A 16,148-nucleotide genomic window follows, 5' to 3' on the forward strand; every position below is an offset into this window, starting at 1 on the left:
AAGCGAGGTTAAAGCTCCCCCAGATGCGTGTGTTTGAACCCGCTCGGCAGTTTCAGCCCATAGCCGAGCATCCGGTCGAAGCCTGCGTGGCCGAGCCAGAGGAGGCCGAGGGTGAGGGTTGTGCTGCTCCCAATCCGCAGAGCGAGGGCGGTGAGCAGCGCGCCGCCGGCGTAGAGATGGACCGTGTTATAGGTGATCGCCCCGATTTTCGGCCCGGCGAGATAGCCCGCGAAACTCAGGTCCGGGGCGAAGAAGATCAGCGCCATGGCCCAGATCGGCAGGTCGGGATCGAGGTGAAAAATCACGAGCATCGCCGCGAGCAGCACCAACGCGCCTTCGCATTTCTGCCAGCCGATCGCCATTACGCTTCGAGCTCGGCGTCCCAGTAGAGGAAATCCATCCAGCTGTCATGCAAATGGTTCGGCGGGAATTTCCGGCCGGTGTTCTGGAGTTGCATGGTCGAGGGCTGGCGGGCGGGTTTGCGCAGGGCCATCCCGGCCTGGCGCAGGGTTTTCGAGCCTTTGCGCAGGTTGCAGGGCCCGCAGGCGGCGACGACATTCTCCCAGCTTGTGACACCGCCGCGGGCGCGCGGGATGATGTGATCGAAGGTCATCTCCCCCTTCGCGCCGCAATATTGGCAGGTGAATTCGTCGCGCAGAAAGAGGTTAAACCGGGTGAAGGCCACCGAATGGGCGGGCTTGACGTAATCGCGCAGGACGACCACCGAGGGGATCTTGATCTCCATCGACGGGCTATGGACCACCTCATCATATTCCGCGACGATGGTGACCCGGTCTAAAAAGGCCGCTTTCACCGCTTCCTGCCAAGGCCAGAGCGACAGCGGGAAGTAGGAAAGCGGCCTGAAATCTGCGTTCAAAACAAGGGCCGGATGCTGTTTCAGCGATGCCGGACTTCGGACGAACTTTGTCCTGTATTCGATGTCACTCGCACTCATCATGTCAAAAGGGCTCCCTGCTCTGCCGCCTCATTTGCGAAAGAGCGGGCGCACCCGCCCTTTTCTCCACTATATCTGCGGGGGCGATTCCTTCAACACTCTAGATGATGCGCCCCTGGGGGAGTTATAGCGCAAGCCCTTGACGCTTTTGCGACAGGTTAAGGCAAAACCTTCTTGATGAATTGCAGCGCCATGGCGAGGCCGTCGGGCGCGATCCCGTGTGCGGTGCCTTCCATCACATGGGCATAGGTTTCGACCCCCGCCTGGACCATCGCATCGGCAGCTTCGGGCAGGCTTGCGGGCGGGACCACATCGTCCTTGTCGCCATGGATGAGGATCACCGGCGGCTTCGCCGTGAACTCACCCGTCGCCTCGGGGCGCATCAGCCGGCCCGAGAAGCCGACAACGCCCGCCACGGCCGCCTTGCGCCGATAGAGCACCTCCAGCGCCATCATCGTGCCTTGGGAAAAGCCAATGATCACCGTGTTTTCCGGCCCGATGCCGCTCTCTTTGGCCACATCATCAAGATAGCTGTTCAGGAGGTCCGCCGCATGGTCCATCCCCGCCATCGCCTGCTCCTCGGTCGAGCCGTCGATCCACGGTATCGGGAACCACTGATAGCCCATCGGATTGCCGGTGCAGCGCTCGGGCGCATTCGGCGCGCGAAACTCGGTGTCCGGCAGCTGCGTCGAGAGCGGGTCCGCAAGGCCGATGAGATCATTGCCATCGGCGCCATAGCCATGGAGGAAAATCACCAGCGATGTTGCCGTGCCCGAAGCGGCGGGTTTGATGGGGCCAGTCAAAGTCGTCATGTGGTCTCCTTTTCGGAGCGCACGCTAACGGCCCTCGGCCTCCATCGCAATCAGGCTTTCGGAAAGATCGCGGTATGGCCAGAGGCCGTAGGTGTAATAGCTGTAGGTTCGCGACCCGATCCGGCGCTGCATTACGGTCCAGTGAAGTCCGGCGTATGGGAGGCTTTTGACGAGAACGATCAGACACCAGATCATCACGATCCGGCTGAACACACGGCCTTCATAATGCAGTTTCTCAGGGTCCATCACCACCTCCCACTTGCGGCTTTGAGGGCGAAGGACGCGCGGCGGCGGAATTCCGAGGGGCGCGGGTCCTCCGCCCCCTTGGCCGCATTCGCCAAAATCGCATCGGCCTGCCAGCCCGCGAGCAGCGCCGGGAGCGCCGTCTCCGGGACCGCGCGGCGCTGCGCCCGCGCCTCTTTCAGCGCGCTTTGCGCATCGGCGATGATCGGCGCGGCCTCCCCCGGCAGCGGGTCCTTATGCGCCGCCCGGAGCGCAGGCAGCGCGGCCAGCAGATTGGCCACGCCCACACCCCAGCCAAACCGCCGGATCGCCGGGTGATCCGCGCCGCAAATCTTGCCCGCCAGCGCCATAAGCCCGCCCGAGGTCGCATCGATATAGTGATCGAACGCCGCCCGCGTCTCATGGGGGGCCGCCTCCACATCCGCCTCCCGCGCGTCGATCAGCGCGGCGAAATCCGCCTGCGGCAGATCATGGGCGGCGATGGTGAAGGCGAGCGGCTCGACAACCTCATGTTTGCGCGGTGTTTTCCCGGAATAGATCTCGTCCAGCGCATCGCGCCACCACTGAAAGCGGATCGCTGCGATCATCGGCTCATTCGTGACCCAGGGCGCGCGGGCCACCTCAAGATTGAACGCATAGAGCGCCATGAGCCCGTCCCGCACCGCGCCTTCGGCGGTTTGCGCGGACAAAAACCGGTCCGGGTCGCCGCGCTCGACCTGCGCGGCGCACAGCTCAAAGCTCATCGAGCTTGGCCGCATCCGCCTCCGGCCCTGCGGTGATCTCGACGCTGTCCTTGCCGATCTGCACGCGGTAGCCCGCTGCCGTCAGCCCGTCCCGCAGATGATCGGAAGCTGCATAATCCTTGTCTTGCCGGGCCTTTAGGATGCGTTCCTCAAGCGCCGCCAGCCGGGTATCCCGCGCCGCGAGCCCCGACAGGTCCAGCCCCACCAGACCCAGCGTGCCCGCAAACCGCGCCCGCCCCTCAGGACTGTCATCCTTGGCGAGGTCCGACAGGATCTTGCCCAGAACCAGCGGCGTGTTGAGATCATCGGCCAACGCCGCCACGGCCTCCTCCGCCGGTGCGCCCGCTTCCGCGCCCTCGACCAGCCGCGACCAGCCGAGCAATTTCTCATGGGCCGTGCGCGCCTTCTCCGCCGTCCAGTCGATCGGTTTGGCATAATGGGTCGAGAGCAGCACGAAGCGCAGCACCACGCCGGGGATGCCCTGATCGAGCAAATCCCGCACGGTGAAGAAATTGCCCAGAGATTTGGACATCTTCTCCCCCTCGACCTGTAGGAACCCGTTATGCATCCAGATCGACGCCATCCGGTCATCGGCATTGGCGCAGCAGCTTTGCGCCACCTCATTCTCGTGATGGGGAAATTGCAGATCGATCCCGCCGCCATGAATGTCGAAGCGCGGGCCGAGCAGCGCCTTCGCCATGGCCGAGCATTCGATATGCCAGCCCGGCCGCCCCTGCCCCCACGGGCTCTCCCAGCCGGGACCCTGCCCCGCCGGTTTCCACAGCACAAAATCCATCGGATCGCGTTTGTAGGGCGCCACCTCAACCCGCGCCCCCGCGACCATATCGTCGAGCGAGCGCCGGGACAGCGCGCCATAAGCCGGGTAGCTCTTCACATCAAAGAGCACATGACCATCCGCGACATAGGCGTGACCGCGCGCGATCAGCACCTCGATCATCGCGATCATCTCGTCGATATAGGCCGTCGCCCGCGGCTCATGGGTCGGGGGGAGCGCGCCCACGGCGGCCATATCCTCGTGATACCACCCCGTCGTCTCCTCAGTGATCTCGGCAATCGAGCGCCCCGACTCCGCCGCCCGCGCGTTAATCTTGTCATCCACATCGGTGATATTGCGCACATAGGTCACGTGATCCGGTCCGTAGACATGGCGCAGCAGGCGAAACAGCGTGTCAAACACCACCACGGGCCGCGCATTGCCGATATGGGCGCGGTCATAGACCGTCGGCCCGCAGACATAGATCCGCACATTGTCGGGGTCGAGCGGGGCCAGCAGATCCGTCTGGCGCGAGAGCGTGTTGTAAAGCCGAATATCCATGCTGCGCGGGTTATCACGGGGCGCTTCCGAAGGGAACGGATTTTGCGCGCCGATCCCCCTTGCCCTCCCCGGTGCTTTGCAGTTAAACAGCGCCCCACGGACAGTTGGCCGAGTGGTCGAAGGCGCACGCCTGGAAAGTGTGTAGGCGGGGAACCGTCTCGAGGGTTCGAATCCCTCACTGTCCGCCATTTTCCTTTGATTGCCGTTGAAAATTGCCGATGAACCGTGATTTGCCGCACGGCGCGAGCGGTTGTCTGCCGCTCGGTTTCGCCAGCGTTGGCAGCTAAGTCGGTATGCGCGGGCTATACGGCAGACGTCCGCTTTGCTGACTTTGCTGTCATCTACGTTAACTCGTCCAGGCTGCTGTCTGCCCGAACGAGACGCTCGACGCTCACCAGCATTCACCAGTGCTTCCATTCCCCATCGAGAATTCCGCCCCACATTACCCGTGCAAGCCTGGGGTCAGGGAGATTGTAATAATCTATACAGTGCTCTCGAGCTGCTTGACGCTCTTGGGCTTCAATAGACGGGTCATTCACAACGACCACGAAGCCCCCTTCGGCGCGCTCCAAGCCGTAGCGACGACGATCGAACGACTCCGGCAAAGGCAGATCATCAGTAGATTCATAGCCGGAAAAAGTAAGACCTCCCAAAAAACTGTCCGACAAGTCGATGTCTTGAAAAATCGCGTCATGAAAGAAGTAAGTACTAGGAGCTTTTTCAGGGAGTTGGTGGCGCGACACTATAAACTCGCCAAGATCGACATACCGAAACGTTGCATTCTCTGCAAAAAAGGGCGATCCACCAAATCCAAAAACTACATGTTCAAAGTATGAACAGTCAAAACTAGCGTTTGTAAGCGTTGATCCAGAAAAGTCTGTACGCCACAGAATAGAGCCACTGAAGTTAGCTCCAGTTAAATCAAAGAGATAGGTCTTCGGAAATGATAAGATCTGACCCCTAAGATCGGAATACGCGAACGTAGCGCCTCGAGCCGAAATGAATGAGACATCAGCACCAACTGAGGTCAACGCAATTAGAAGATGACCACGCTCAGGTGAAAGTGCGGTTTCCCTCATTACAAGGCGACGCTCACCTTCCAGAGGTAGCACTCGTCTAAAGAAATCCGCGTCTATGGTGTCGCTATTCGAGAGGCCTTGGTTGTGCTCAAGATAGAAATATGGCGTGAACGCTCGGGTCAGTACAACAACTCTTGCAGCAAGGACGTCGCTTGGCTGAAATGCAGTCGTTCTGGCACCTGGAGGAACTTCATCTCTGAGTTGATCCCAAAGACTGGAAAGCTCTACATTGAGCGATGAGCGTCTCTGCGCTTCAACCAATAGATTCTGCTGATCTAGCCTGAGATTCTGTTGCTCGAGAATGTCATTTGAGCGAATTGCAACCACTAGGCCCAATATCGCAACGATGCTGAAACCACCAACTATCCCTCCCGCGAACAATAATCGTATCACAAGGGACGTGACCGCGCTTAGTGAAGCCTTGCGGAGGATTTCTGGACCGCTCCTATATCTCCAGAAGTTTGACGCAACTGAGAAAACCCGATGCTCCTGTTCCACAAGTCGCATCTCGAAATCTGACTTGAGTCTCTCAAATTCTTGAGATGACTTCATTTCTTCAATCAGCATATTTTTTTCGGTTACCGGGTCTTCTTCCATGTATCTTCACCTTAGTCTTCGGCACTTATGTAGCGTGCATTGGCTCAGAACGCTACAGCTTGAGAGGATTTGAAAGCGCAAATGGCGCGGCTTTCCTTTCGGAAGCTCGCGATGATTTTCGCTTCAGTTGGGAGTTTGCCAACCGATCTTGCACAGTCCGCTTCCCTGGGCTTCGCCGCCGTGCGCGCACGCTGCAGTATGAAGGGCTATGGGCGCAAACCCGACCTTAGTTGCGCAGCAGCAAGCGGTGCTTCATCATCCTGAACGCACGATCTGCGCGGTCAAAAATCGCTCAGGATGAAAGCGAAATTTTGAACTCCAAGGTCTCATGGCCGCCAAGGGCCTTTTCGGCCGTGTAGGTACTTGTCAGCACACCGCCAGCCTTCTCAATGACGCGCACCGATGCGGGATTGTCGGGGCTGGTCGTGACCTTCACATAGGCCAATCCAACGGATTTCGCCTCAGAAAGCATCGCAACGAGCGCGGCGGACGCCAGACCTTCGCCCTGCCGCCAAGGCACAACGGCATAGCCGATATGGCCCGAACAGGTGGGCGGCAGGTCTTCTGTGCCCGGCTGCCATCGCAACTTGATGTGGCCGCAGAACTCACGATCCCAGATCCACCGCCGAAGGCTCGGCAAACGCGGCACTGTCGAGCCATCCGGCAAGATGACGGGCCCTGCCGCCGCGGTCGGGTCATCAAGGCGCGACACAAATGCGGCGGGATCGCGCTCGATGCTTTTGATCTGCTCTTCTGCGGCACCGGGCCGCAAGTTGTCCGGCGACCAGCCATTTTGCAGAGCCGCAACATAGGCCGGAATGTGGTCGACGCTTGGTTTCATCAATTGCATGTTGGCACTCTCGAACGCGGAAGATTGCGACATGGACAGTCACGCAAGGCGTGGCATTGGTCAATAAGGGCTAGAGTCGCACCCTAGCTGCGCGCTGAATGAACGGTGCCTTCGAGGGTTTGGATTGTTATTGTGCTATTCCGCATCTAGACGGTTCCGTCTTTTGTAAGGCGATAGCGTGGATCTGCGTTTAGCATCATCGGCTTCGGCCCGACATTTTCATGTCGCTACTTTAGGCACAGAAACCCAACATACCGCTTGGTATGTTTCTCCAGCATCGCCCCCGCCCTCTTAAGCCGGAACCGCCCAACGCCACGCCCACTACGTTTCCGTAAACTGCGCCGTCGCCAGAATCTCGCCGGTGGGTTGGCCCGTGAGCGATCCGCCGAGCGGTTCGTCGGAGATGGCGATGGTGCCGGTGCGCACGCCTGGCGCGATGGCGTCGGGCACGCGGATCACGGTGGAGCCGTCCGCGTCGAGAACGCCGAGTGAGACCGGGGTGTCCGCGCCTTCCGCGATCAGCCAGAGCTGCAAGGCGCGGCCTTCCGGTGCGCTGCCGGCCTGCTGCTCGATCACGATCTCATGGGTCGCCGGGAACACGCCCGCGACGAGGATCAGGGCTTCATCTTCAGAGACAAGTTCCGCCTGCAAGGCAGGGCCGTCCGAAGGATCGCGCAAGAGCGGCGTCGCCAGAAGCACGATTGCGACCAGCGCCGCGACCGCGAGACCGGCGAGACGCCATGGCCAGCCAAATCTCGACCGCTGCGCCTTGTCCCCTGCCCCGCCAATCGCCTGCATCACGCGGGTCTTGAGCGCAGCGGGCGGCGCGACGGCGGCAATCGGCTCGGCAAGCGGCACGAAATGCGCCTCCCATGCGTAAACCTGCGCCTGAAGCGCGGGCTCGGCGCGCAGCCGGGCCTCGAAGGCCGCGCGCGCGTCATCGTCCAGAAGATGCAGCACATATTCGGCCACCAGCAGCGCGTCGTCGCGCTCGATATCCTCGCCCCCGCTCATGCGCTCAAACAGTCCTTGAGCGTGCGCAGACTGCGCCGCAGCCATGTGCGCATCGTGTTGAGCGGCACCTCATAATGGGCGGCAAGCTCGCGATAAGTCTGGCCTTTCAAATACACACGCCGCACCGCATTGGCGCGGTCCGGCGGCAATTCGTCCATGCAGCTTTCGATCCGCGCGCGCTCGGATTGCGCGATGGCGAAGGCCTCCGGGCCGGGGGTGCTGTCCGAGATCTCCACAGCGTCCTCAATATCCTGCGTCGGCGCCTTGCGCCGCCTGAGCCGGTCAATCGAAATGTTGCGGGCAATGGTGATGAGCCAGGTCATCGGGCTGTGGCCGGTCACAGCATAGCTGTCCGCCTTGTTCCAGATGCGCAGATAGGTTTCCTGAAGCGCGTCCTCCGCCTCGCTCCGGTTGCCCAGAACGCTGAGACAGACGCCGAACAGCTTCGCGCTGGTCGCATCATAAAGACCTGAAAACGCGGCCTTATCCTTGATGGCGACCCGCGCCACCATCTCTTCAATCTCTGCGCGGGAGGTCATGGCAAGGGCTCAATCTTTATGTGTCAAATGTGAGCCTACACGCATCGCCTGCCCCCTTGTCAAATCAATCCGCCCGCGCGCCCCCATTTCCCAGTACAGACGCGCGGGCGGACCCAATGGTGACAAGAACACTGGTTACACAACCGGATTATTCGGCGGAGACGACTTTCATCACGAGTTGATCGTCGATGCGGATCGGGCCGTCTTCGGTGGCGCCGAGGGTGTATTCAAAGACCCCGGTTTCGGTGCCGCCCGCTTCCGAGTGGACCATCAGCATGAGCATATCGCCCGAGGCGACCTCTTCGGTCAGGATCGCGGCGACATCCATGTTTTCGCCAGCGCGCAGCGGCGCATAGCCCACAACCGGGCCCGGCTTCATCTCGGCATCGGTGCGGTGGACGACCATCCAGCCATTTTCGCCGGCAACCACCTTATCGGCGCTGACCACGCCATTGGTGACCGACTGATCCACGGCCCAGACCCCCGGTGCCATATCGTCCGACTGGGCAAAAGCCGCGGTGCCTGCGGTGAGCGCGAATGCGGTAAAGAAAGCGCGTGTCATAGAAACTCCTTGCGTCAAATTGGGGCCGTTGCCGACCATGCTTGAACTCACGCAAGGGGGTGGGAAGAGTTTCAGAAATGGCGGAAGGGATGGGGGATTTTTGGGGTTAGCGTCTGATTTTAAAGGGTTTTAATTTTATTTATTTTTTATGGAGCGAGATGATCCGTCATCGACGGACAGGTTTTATCACAGCGGTTCATTTTTTGCTGGTGCTATCCATTTGCCATATTTAACCATTTTTATATGCCGAGCGCTCAATGGACCGATGATGAAAATGATCTGATTGTCGAAGATTATTTTGCGATGCTTGGCAAGGACGTTTCTGGGCAACCTTACAGCAAAAGCGCACACCGTCGCGGCTTACGCGCTCGCCTGAACGCGCGAACTGACGGCTCCATTGAGTTTAAGCATCAAAATATCAGCGCTGTTCTACAGACCATCGGCGAACCATGGATTTTCGGCTATAAACCAGCATCCAATTTTCAAACATCGCTGATTGACGCCGTCATCCGCTGGCTGAAGCGTCATCCAGATTGGCTAGAGGATGCTACATCTGAAAGAGACACGGGAGCATTGCTTGAGGCCTCCGAGCTTTACATAGCACCGCCTCCGACGCTCTCAAATCATCCTCCGCCCCTCGATATCGAGAAGATGCAGTTTATCGCGCGCAAATTTGATGTTGCGGGTCGCGACGAGCGAAATAGACGGCTTGGAAAAGCCGGTGAGAAATACGTTTTCGATTACGAGCGCTTTTCGTTGAAGCGTTTGGGGCGTGACGATCTGTCTGAGAAAGTTCGCTGGGTCGCTGAGGAGGATGGCGACGGCGCAGGCTATGATATCCGAAGCTACCATCCGAGCGGAGAGAGCAAATTTATCGAGATGAAGACAACCAATGGTTGGGAGCGCACGCCTTTTCATATTTCACACAATGAATTGGCTGCGTCGGAGCATTATCGCGACGAATGGCGCATTTTGAGGCTGTGGAATTTTGCGCGTGAACCGAAGGCATTCGAATTGCAATCGCCGCTTGATCGACATGTTTCGCTGATGGCAACAAACTTTAGAGCCAGTTTCGATCCCAATTGAGTTTTTCACCGAAGAGCAAGGTCCCCATGACGATCTTGAAACGCGTAGAAGAGATCTCAAGCCGCCTAACGCCGCCCAAAATGGGTTCATCACGAGCGCCCGCACGGCATATTCTTGAGTTATCAAATAGCATTGCTGTGGCGAAGTCATCCGTCGACCAAACCACACCACATCCCTTTTCCCAAAGCATTCTCAACATCCGGCCAGACCGCGTCGAACCTGCGCCGGATGATCCGCCGCAGGCTCTCCTTGCATCCCCGCGCGGTCATCCGCCGCGCGCGCCCCATCACGCGAAGTCGGTCAACTCCAGCCAGGACACATGGTCGAGGATGAGGTCTTCGCCATAGCCGTCGAAATGCAGGTTGCCACCCTCAAGGCTCCAGCCTTTGTCGGCGGCATCGACGCGGCCGTCATCGTTGCTGTCGAGTGTGTGGATCGTCAGCGCGCTGCCATCGGCGTATTCCACGCCCCGCATCATGATTGTGTCGACCGAGGTTTCGAAATCCGCGATCCTGTCGACACCCGTGCCGTGACCCGGCGTCGTGAAGATGAAGCCGTCGGCACCTGCGCCGCCGGTGATCAGGTCATCGCCTGTGCCGCCTCTGATGAGGTCATCGCCGCCGCCGCCATGGATCTGATCGTCGCCCGCGCCGCCGTCGAGACGGTCCTTGCCGCCATCGCCATAGAGCCGATCATCGCCGCCGAGGCCGCGGATGCTGTCTGCTCCGGCAAGGCCGCGCAGCACGTTGGCCCCTTTGTCGCCGCCGAGATAATCGTTGATCTTCGTGCCGGTGACATTCTCGACATTCGACACCTGATCCGGGATCTTGTCGTAATAGGGCGCCTTGTTGATGATGCCGCGGTCGAGATGAGCCTGCACGCCGAAACTGCTCGCCATATAGCCCGAGGGCGCGTTCATCTGGCTGTAATCGACCGTGTCGATGCCCGTGCCGCCGTCGATCACGTCTTTATTCCAGAGGAGGTGCTGCAGGATCAGATCATCGCCCGCCCCGGCATGGATCTCGTCATTGCCCGCGCCGCCGATCAGCCCGTCATTGCCGTCGCCGCCATGAAGAATGTCGTTGCCGGTGCCACCGTCGATCCAGTCCTTCCCGCCGTCGCCATAAAGGCGATCATCGCCCTCACGGCCGCGCAGGGAATCGTCGCCGCCAAGCGCGCGCAGGACATTGGCCCGGTGATCGCCGCCGATATGGTCGCGGATAGCCGTGCCGGTGACATTCTCGATATTCGCCACGCGGTCCGGGATCTTGTCGTAATAGGGGGCCTTGTTGACGATCCCGCGATGCAAGAATGCCTGCACACCGTAGCTTTTCGCCATATTGCCCGAGGGCGTGTTCATCTGGCTGTAGTCGAGCGTGTCATTGCCCGCGCCGCCGTCGATCACATCGGTGTTCCAGAGGACGTGCTGGAGGATCAGGTCATCGCCCGCGCCGCCATTGATCTCGTCATTGCCCGCGCCGCCGACGAGCCGGTCGTCGCCCTCGCCGCCGTTGAGGGTGTCATTGCCCCTGCCGCCGTCGAGCGTATCGTTGCCAATGAGGCCGTCCAGACGGTCATTGCCAACATTGGCGGTCAGGCTGTTATCCGCCTGATTGCCGGTGATGACGTCATCGCCCGCGCCGGTCACGGCGTTCTCGATCAGCGAGCGCGCATCGCCGTTATATTGCAGCGCGTTATAGACATGACCGCGCGCGTAGTATCCCTCGTCCATGTCCAGCAGCGCGTTCATGCCGTTGCTGTCTGCCGTGAGATCGCTCCAGCCGCCCGCGCGCAGATCAATCGCCTGATCGCTCTCGAAATTAGAGAAATCATAGGTGTCGACCCCGTTGCCATCCCAGACCGTGCGGAAGATTTTGCCCGTCTCGTTGAGCGGACCCTCACGCTCACCATTGATGAAGAGCTGGCCGCTGGCGTCGAAACTGTAGACGGTGTCTTCGGCATGGGTCTCGAAATTCGCGCCATACATGAATTGCAGCGCCGCGATGTCGGACATCATATAGGATTGCGGAAAGCTGTCATTCGCGGTGTAGGTGTCTTTGCCGCCATAGGCATTCACGGTCATGACCGTATATTCATAGCCGTCATAAGGCCCGCTATTGCCGAAATCGCGCTTGCTTTCGGAGGCATGGGAGAGGCCGAGCGCGTGGCCGAGTTCATGCATCGAGACTTTCGAATCCCAGTTGCCGAAGACGGGGTTCAGCGTGTCCGCGCCCATGAACACATCGCCGCCCGCCGCATGGGGGAAGGGATAATAGGTCGTCGCGGCGGCGTCCGGCCCCTGCTCGCCAATGCCGATCTTGATCGTCGCTTGGCTGGCCGCGTCGGGAGTGCCCGCCTCTCCATTCAACTCGCTGAAGGTGAGATTCGCGAATGTGGAGATCTCGTCGAAATAGGAGGTGAACATGGCCTTCTGACGCAGATTGACCGGCTCAAACTCTTTGCCCGCCGCGTAGGACGGATAATCGTCAAGGCTCGCCGGGAAGGAATAGGTCAGATGGCTATCCGTCCATTTCACGCCGTAAAGCACGCCATCGACGATGCTTTGGCCCGTCTTGTCCCAAAAACTCTCCACCGGGGCGAGCCCGTCATTCAAACTGCCGCTCTCAACGCGCACTGCACACATAGCCTCATCTCCAATTGCGCTGGTTCCCGTCGCCCGGTCCAGCCGTTCCAAAGTTTTGCGAAGGAACGCTTAGGGGCTGCGGGTTAACGGCGGATTACCAAAATCATGCAGTGCAGCATGATTTGCAGCGCGCCTCCCGGTCCGCGACACCCGCAATTTTGCTGCAATGCGGCGCGGTATTTTCTGCATCACATCTGCGCTTCGCCTCTTGGAAAGCATGGTTAAAACTGCTTTTCTGACGCCATTCGCGCGGCCCCAGGCCCGCAGAATGACAAGCATTTAAGGGAGGACATAAATGCGTAGTTTCAAATTCATCGCGGCCGCGACCTCGGCCATCATTCTCGCTCTGCCGGCCATGGCGCAGGAAGACCGCGAGGGATGGCCGTCCAGCATGACCGTGGGCACCGCCAGCCAGGGCGGCACCTACTTTATCTATGGCACCGGTCTGGCGGCCATGATCAGCCAGAATCTCGATGTGAACGCGTCGGCCGAAGTCACGGGCGGCCCGGTGCAGAACGCGACCCTCGTGCAGACCGGCGATCACCAGATCGGGCTCGTCACCATGGGTCCGGCTTATGAGGCGTGGAGCGGCAACAGCGAACTGGCACCGGGTGTCGAGCATACCAATCTGCGGGCGCTCTTCCCGATGTATCAGACCCCGTTTGAAGCGGTGGCGCTGACCTCGACCGGCATTGACGATGTGGCCAAACTCGACGGCCAGCGCGTCTCGGTCGGCCCGGCAGGCGGCACGGCGGCGACCTATTGGCCGCGTTTCTATGAAGTGCTCGGCATCAGCCCCAATGTGAGCTTTGCGGGCGCGAGCGACTCGACGGGTCAGGTCAAGGATGGGCTGATCGACGCGTTCACCTTCGCTGCGGGCGTGCCGATTTCGGCCTTCTCGCAGATCGCGGCGGAGAATGACGTGAACATCTTCGGCTTCACCGAGGAGCAGCGCAACCAGATCCTCGAAGCGATGCCGGAAGTGGCCGCTTACGACATCCCCGACGATATGTATCCGGGTGTGGCCGGTCACGGCACCGTGGCGATGTGGAATTTCGCAACCGCATCGGTCGATATGCCCGAGAGCCTTGCCTATGAGATCACCAAGATGGTGATGGAAGGCAATGAGGCGATGGTGCAGATCCACGCGGCGGCGAAAGAGACCCTGCCGGAGAATGTCGATAAGAACACCTTCCTGCCCTACCATCCGGGCGCGGTGCGCTATTTCGACGAAGCGGGCATTGAGATCCCCGAAGAGCTGCGCGGCGAATAAACGCGCATACGCCCCGGCCACATGGTCGGGGCGATTTTTTCTTCACGATCCCGCGCGGCGCATCCACCGCCCCGCGTTTTTCCCGTTAAAGATCAGCGCTGACGCCCCGAGGCGGCCAGCCCTGCCCGCAGTTTATGGAGACGGCGATGTCGCAGTCCACTTCCCCCGATCAGGCCCAGACCGGCCAAGACAGCGCCGTGATTGCGCAAGGCGTCGATGATGAGCCCTTGATGGCCACACAGCGCGATCTTCAGGGCCGCTATGGCCTGTTCTTCGCCGCGCTCTGTATCGCCTACACCCTCTTCCATATCCTCGTGATGAACCTCTTTCCGCTGGAGACATGGGCGTACCGTCTGATCCACGTCACCGGCGGGCTGGTCATCGGGTTCCTCGGCTATTCGGCGCTTTCTCAATCCGATGAGGACGACGGCCTTCGCCGCAGTTTCGGCGAGCGCAGCGTGGCCGAAAAGGCCCTGCTCGCCGTGGCCGCTGCTGGAACCATCTACGGCTTTGCCATGATCGCTTACGCCTGGCTCGGCTGGTGGGTGGCGGGCGCAGCCAACCCGCCGCCTTTCGTTTTCTCCAGCTTCGGCATCCCGCTTCTCGTCGGCACCATCGCCGCGATCATCGCGGGCTGGCTCTATTCGGACCGCGCGCGCGGTCAGGTCTATGCCGCGGACTGGCTCCTGTGCATCGCTTCCGTCGCGATGCTCGGCTATATCCTCTTCGTCGTCGGGGCCCTGCGCCTGCGCGCGGGCACCGCCATGGCGCAGCCGGGCGATCTTTACGCCGCCGCCGCCGGGGTGCTGCTGATCCTCGAACTCACACGCCGCCTGACGGGCCTCGTCCTCGTCATCATCGTCGGCGTCTTTATCGCCTATTCCTTCCTCGGCCCGTTCCTGCCGGGGTTCCTCAACCATCGCGGCTATGACGCCTCGCGCTTCTTCACCTATATCTTCACCGATCAGGGGATTTTGGGCGCGCCGATTGCGGTCTCCTCGACCTACATCATCCTCTTCATCGTCTTCGCCGCCTTCCTGCAAGCCTCCAAGGTCGGCGATTATTTCGTCAATTTCGCCTTTGCGGCGGCGGGTCAGGCGCGCGGCGGCCCGGCCAAGGTGGCGGTCTTCGCCTCGGGCCTGATGGGCATGATCAACGGCACCTCGGCGGGCAATGTGGTCTCCACCGGCTCGCTGACCATCCCGCTGATGAAACGCGTCGGCTATCCGGCGAAATCCTCCGCCGCGATCGAGGCGACCGCCTCCTCGGGCGGGCAAATTCTGCCGCCGATCATGGGCGCGGGTGCGTTCATCATGGCCGAAGTGACCGGCATCCCCTACACCGAGATCGTGGTCGCCGCGATCATCCCGGCGATCCTCTATTTCATCTCGGTCTATTTCATGGTCGATCTTCAGGCGCTGAAGCTGAACATGAAGGGCCTGCCGCGCAACGAGCTGCCGAAATTCGCCGTGCTGGTGCGCCAGGTCTATCTCTTCCTGCCGATCATCATCCTGATCTACACGCTCTTTGCGGGCTATTCGGTGATCCGCGCGGGCACGCTCGCCATGGTCTCGGCGGCGGTGGTGAGTTGGCTGACCCCGCATAAAATGGGCCCGCGCCAGGTGCTGCGCGCCCTCGATCTCGGCGCGCGCATGTCGATCCAGATGGTCGCCGTCTGTGCCGCCGCCGGGATCATCGTGGGCGTGATTGCGCTCACCGGCGTCGGCGCGCGCTTCTCCACCCTGCTGCTTGCCATTGCGGACCAGAGCCAGCTTCTCGCGCTCTTCTTTGCCATGTGCATTTCGGTGCTGCTCGGCATGGGGATGCCCACAACCGCCGCCTATGCGGTCGCCGCCGCGGTGGTCGCGCCGGGCCTGATCTCGCTCGGCATCCCGGTCCTCGTCGCCCATTTCTTCGTGTTCTACTACGCGGTGATGTCGGCGATCACCCCGCCCGTGGCGCTCGCCGCCTATGCCGGGGCGGGCCTCTCGGGCTCCGATCCGATGAAGACCTCGTTCGAAGCGTTCCGCCTCGGCCTCGCCGCCTTCATCGTGCCGTTCATGTTCTTCTCGTCCCATGAGCTTCTGATGCAAGGCGCGTGGCTCGACATCCTGCATGTGTTCGTGTCGGCGATGCTCGGGATGTTCCTGCTCTCGGCGGCGGTGATCGGCTATTATTTCGGCCATCTCAACATGATCCTGCGCGCCGTGCTCCTCGCCGCCGCGCTCGCCATGGTCGATGGCGGCTGGATGAGCGACATCATCGGCCTCGCCGTCGCCGGCGGCCTGTTCCTGCTGCAGCGGGGGACGGGGCCGAAACAAATGACAGGGTAACTCTCGACACTCGTCCCGCCGGTTTTGAGTCTCAAATTCGGCGGGACGCAATAAAAAAAGAACATCAACATCGGAGGACACC

The 16,148-nt window shown here is 60.6% G+C and carries 16 protein-coding genes and 1 tRNA gene; 4 read left to right on the forward strand and 13 right to left on the reverse strand.

Annotated elements, in window-relative coordinates; genetic code table 11:
• Positions 1 to 8: 8 nt before the first annotated feature.
• The 6 genes from ACMA5I_RS13465 to cysS all read right to left on the reverse strand — a co-directional run bounded on the left by ACMA5I_RS13465 (position 9) and on the right by cysS (position 4,089).
• Positions 9 to 362, reverse strand: coding sequence for a DUF4260 family protein (locus ACMA5I_RS13465; RefSeq protein WP_525886794.1), 354 nt, complete (start codon positions 360 to 362; stop codon positions 9 to 11).
• On the reverse strand, positions 362 to 955 hold the full coding sequence (locus ACMA5I_RS13470; protein WP_525886795.1) for an HNH endonuclease signature motif containing protein: 594 nt from the start codon (positions 953 to 955) through the stop codon (positions 362 to 364). Before ACMA5I_RS13470 ends, ACMA5I_RS13465 begins: the two co-directional genes overlap by 1 nt.
• A gap of 158 nt (positions 956 to 1,113) precedes the next feature.
• The gene (locus tag ACMA5I_RS13475; protein ID WP_525886796.1) at positions 1,114 to 1,767 is read right to left on the reverse strand and encodes an alpha/beta hydrolase; all 654 of its coding nucleotides are present in this window, start codon (positions 1,765 to 1,767) and stop codon (positions 1,114 to 1,116) included.
• Between the two features lie 24 nt (positions 1,768 to 1,791).
• Entirely contained in the window at positions 1,792 to 2,013 is a 222-nt protein-coding gene (locus ACMA5I_RS13480; protein ID WP_525886797.1) for a hypothetical protein, read from the reverse strand.
• Positions 2,013 to 2,753, reverse strand: a complete 741-nt coding sequence (locus ACMA5I_RS13485; protein ID WP_525886798.1) for a phytoene/squalene synthase family protein — start codon at positions 2,751 to 2,753, stop codon at positions 2,013 to 2,015. The genes ACMA5I_RS13480 and ACMA5I_RS13485 overlap by 1 nt, the downstream gene beginning before the upstream one ends.
• A complete protein-coding gene (cysS, locus tag ACMA5I_RS13490) occupies positions 2,743 to 4,089 on the reverse strand; it encodes a cysteine--tRNA ligase (RefSeq protein WP_525886799.1) in 1,347 nt (448 codons plus the stop codon). The genes ACMA5I_RS13485 and cysS overlap by 11 nt, the downstream gene beginning before the upstream one ends.
• 98 nt (positions 4,090 to 4,187) lie before the next feature.
• On the opposite strand from cysS, the gene ACMA5I_RS13495 reads away from it, so the two are divergent.
• Positions 4,188 to 4,277 (forward strand) — tRNA-Ser (locus tag ACMA5I_RS13495).
• Positions 4,278 to 4,490: 213 nt separating this feature from the next.
• On the opposite strand, the gene ACMA5I_RS13500 is transcribed toward ACMA5I_RS13495, so the two are convergent.
• The 5 genes from ACMA5I_RS13500 to ACMA5I_RS13520 form a co-directional block, all read right to left on the reverse strand.
• Positions 4,491 to 5,765 carry a pentapeptide repeat-containing protein gene (locus ACMA5I_RS13500; RefSeq protein WP_525886800.1) on the reverse strand — a complete coding sequence of 425 codons (1,275 nt, stop codon included), beginning with the start codon at positions 5,763 to 5,765 and terminating at the stop codon, positions 4,491 to 4,493.
• Positions 5,766 to 6,057: 292 nt separating this feature from the next.
• Positions 6,058 to 6,648: a GNAT family N-acetyltransferase gene (locus ACMA5I_RS13505; RefSeq protein ID WP_525886801.1), complete on the reverse strand. Its 591-nt coding sequence runs from the start codon at positions 6,646 to 6,648 to the stop codon at positions 6,058 to 6,060.
• A gap of 288 nt (positions 6,649 to 6,936) precedes the next feature.
• Positions 6,937 to 7,629 (reverse strand): anti-sigma factor, encoded by a 693-nt coding sequence (locus ACMA5I_RS13510; protein ID WP_525886802.1) that lies wholly within the window; start codon positions 7,627 to 7,629, stop codon positions 6,937 to 6,939.
• A complete protein-coding gene (locus tag ACMA5I_RS13515) occupies positions 7,626 to 8,168 on the reverse strand; it encodes an RNA polymerase sigma factor (protein WP_525886803.1) in 543 nt (180 codons plus the stop codon). The genes ACMA5I_RS13510 and ACMA5I_RS13515 overlap by 4 nt, the downstream gene beginning before the upstream one ends.
• 148 nt (positions 8,169 to 8,316) lie before the next feature.
• Positions 8,317 to 8,730 carry a DUF7282 domain-containing protein gene (locus ACMA5I_RS13520; protein ID WP_525886804.1) on the reverse strand — a complete coding sequence of 138 codons (414 nt, stop codon included), beginning with the start codon at positions 8,728 to 8,730 and terminating at the stop codon, positions 8,317 to 8,319.
• A gap of 243 nt (positions 8,731 to 8,973) precedes the next feature.
• Between ACMA5I_RS13520 and ACMA5I_RS13525 the strand changes: the two genes are divergently transcribed.
• On the forward strand, positions 8,974 to 9,816 hold the full coding sequence (locus tag ACMA5I_RS13525) for a protein NO VEIN domain-containing protein (RefSeq protein ID WP_525886805.1): 843 nt from the start codon (positions 8,974 to 8,976) through the stop codon (positions 9,814 to 9,816).
• Between the two features lie 286 nt (positions 9,817 to 10,102).
• On the opposite strand, the gene ACMA5I_RS13530 is transcribed toward ACMA5I_RS13525, so the two are convergent.
• Positions 10,103 to 12,460 carry a M10 family metallopeptidase C-terminal domain-containing protein gene (locus tag ACMA5I_RS13530; protein ID WP_525886806.1) on the reverse strand — a complete coding sequence of 786 codons (2,358 nt, stop codon included), beginning with the start codon at positions 12,458 to 12,460 and terminating at the stop codon, positions 10,103 to 10,105.
• A 69-nt stretch (positions 12,461 to 12,529) separates the two neighbouring features.
• The gene (locus ACMA5I_RS13535) at positions 12,530 to 12,739 is read right to left on the reverse strand and encodes a hypothetical protein (RefSeq protein WP_525886807.1); all 210 of its coding nucleotides are present in this window, start codon (positions 12,737 to 12,739) and stop codon (positions 12,530 to 12,532) included.
• Positions 12,740 to 12,755: 16 nt separating this feature from the next.
• Here ACMA5I_RS13535 and ACMA5I_RS13540 point away from each other — a divergent pair, with 16 nt between their 5' ends.
• Both ACMA5I_RS13540 and ACMA5I_RS13545 read left to right on the forward strand, forming a co-directional pair.
• The gene (locus ACMA5I_RS13540) at positions 12,756 to 13,733 is read left to right on the forward strand and encodes a TAXI family TRAP transporter solute-binding subunit (RefSeq protein WP_525886808.1); all 978 of its coding nucleotides are present in this window, start codon (positions 12,756 to 12,758) and stop codon (positions 13,731 to 13,733) included.
• 146 nt (positions 13,734 to 13,879) lie between these two features.
• Positions 13,880 to 16,066, forward strand: a complete 2,187-nt coding sequence (locus tag ACMA5I_RS13545) for a TRAP transporter permease (protein WP_525886809.1) — start codon at positions 13,880 to 13,882, stop codon at positions 16,064 to 16,066.
• Positions 16,067 to 16,148 lie beyond the last annotated feature (82 nt).

This window comes from Jujubicoccus corallicola, from assembly GCF_047345645.1.
Classification (GTDB): domain Bacteria; phylum Pseudomonadota; class Alphaproteobacteria; order Rhodobacterales; family Rhodobacteraceae; genus JBLEFH01.